We start from the raw sequence: 604 nt of genomic DNA on the forward strand, positions 1-604 counted from the left end.
GAAATTGCACTGGAGAAAGCGATTAGAGCGACTGTCACAGATAAAGATGTGAAAGATAACCATAAACCAGAAATGAAGGTAAGTCACATTTTAGTGAAAGATGAAAAAACTGCGAAAGAAGTAAAAGAGAAAATAAATAATGGTGAAGATTTTACTGCTTTAGCGAAACAATATTCGGAAGATACTGGTTCAAAGGAACAGGGCGGAGAAATAGCTGGTTTTGCTCCTGGTCAAACTGTGAAAGAATTTGAGGAAGCTGCGTATAAATTAGATGCAGGACAAGTAAGTGAGCCAATAAAAACATCTTTTGGTTATCATATTATAAAAGTGACGGATAAAAAAGAATTGAAACCTTTTGATGAAGTGAAAGATTCGATTCGAAAAGATTTAGAACAACAAAGACTACAAGATGCGACAGGTAAATGGAAACAACAAGTAATCAATGATCTATTGAAAGAAGCGGATATTAAAGTAACAGATAATGAATTTAAAGATACATTTAAATTCTTAGATGCGAAGTAAAGTTTAGAAGGAAAACAGAGATTTAGCATAGTGCTATATTTCTGTTTTTTAATTTTTAATAGAAAAGGGAACTCATATAGAG

1 protein-coding gene is annotated in these 604 nt (G+C 32.3%); it reads left to right on the forward strand.

What is annotated here, in order from left to right:
- Positions 1-522 (forward strand): peptidylprolyl isomerase (locus AC1DTM_RS30670; protein ID WP_477001729.1); only part of this gene is annotated, 522 nt, incomplete at its 5' end.
- Between the last annotated feature and the right edge of the window lie 82 nt (positions 523-604).

Source organism: Bacillus sp. P4_D3 (assembly GCF_056401855.1).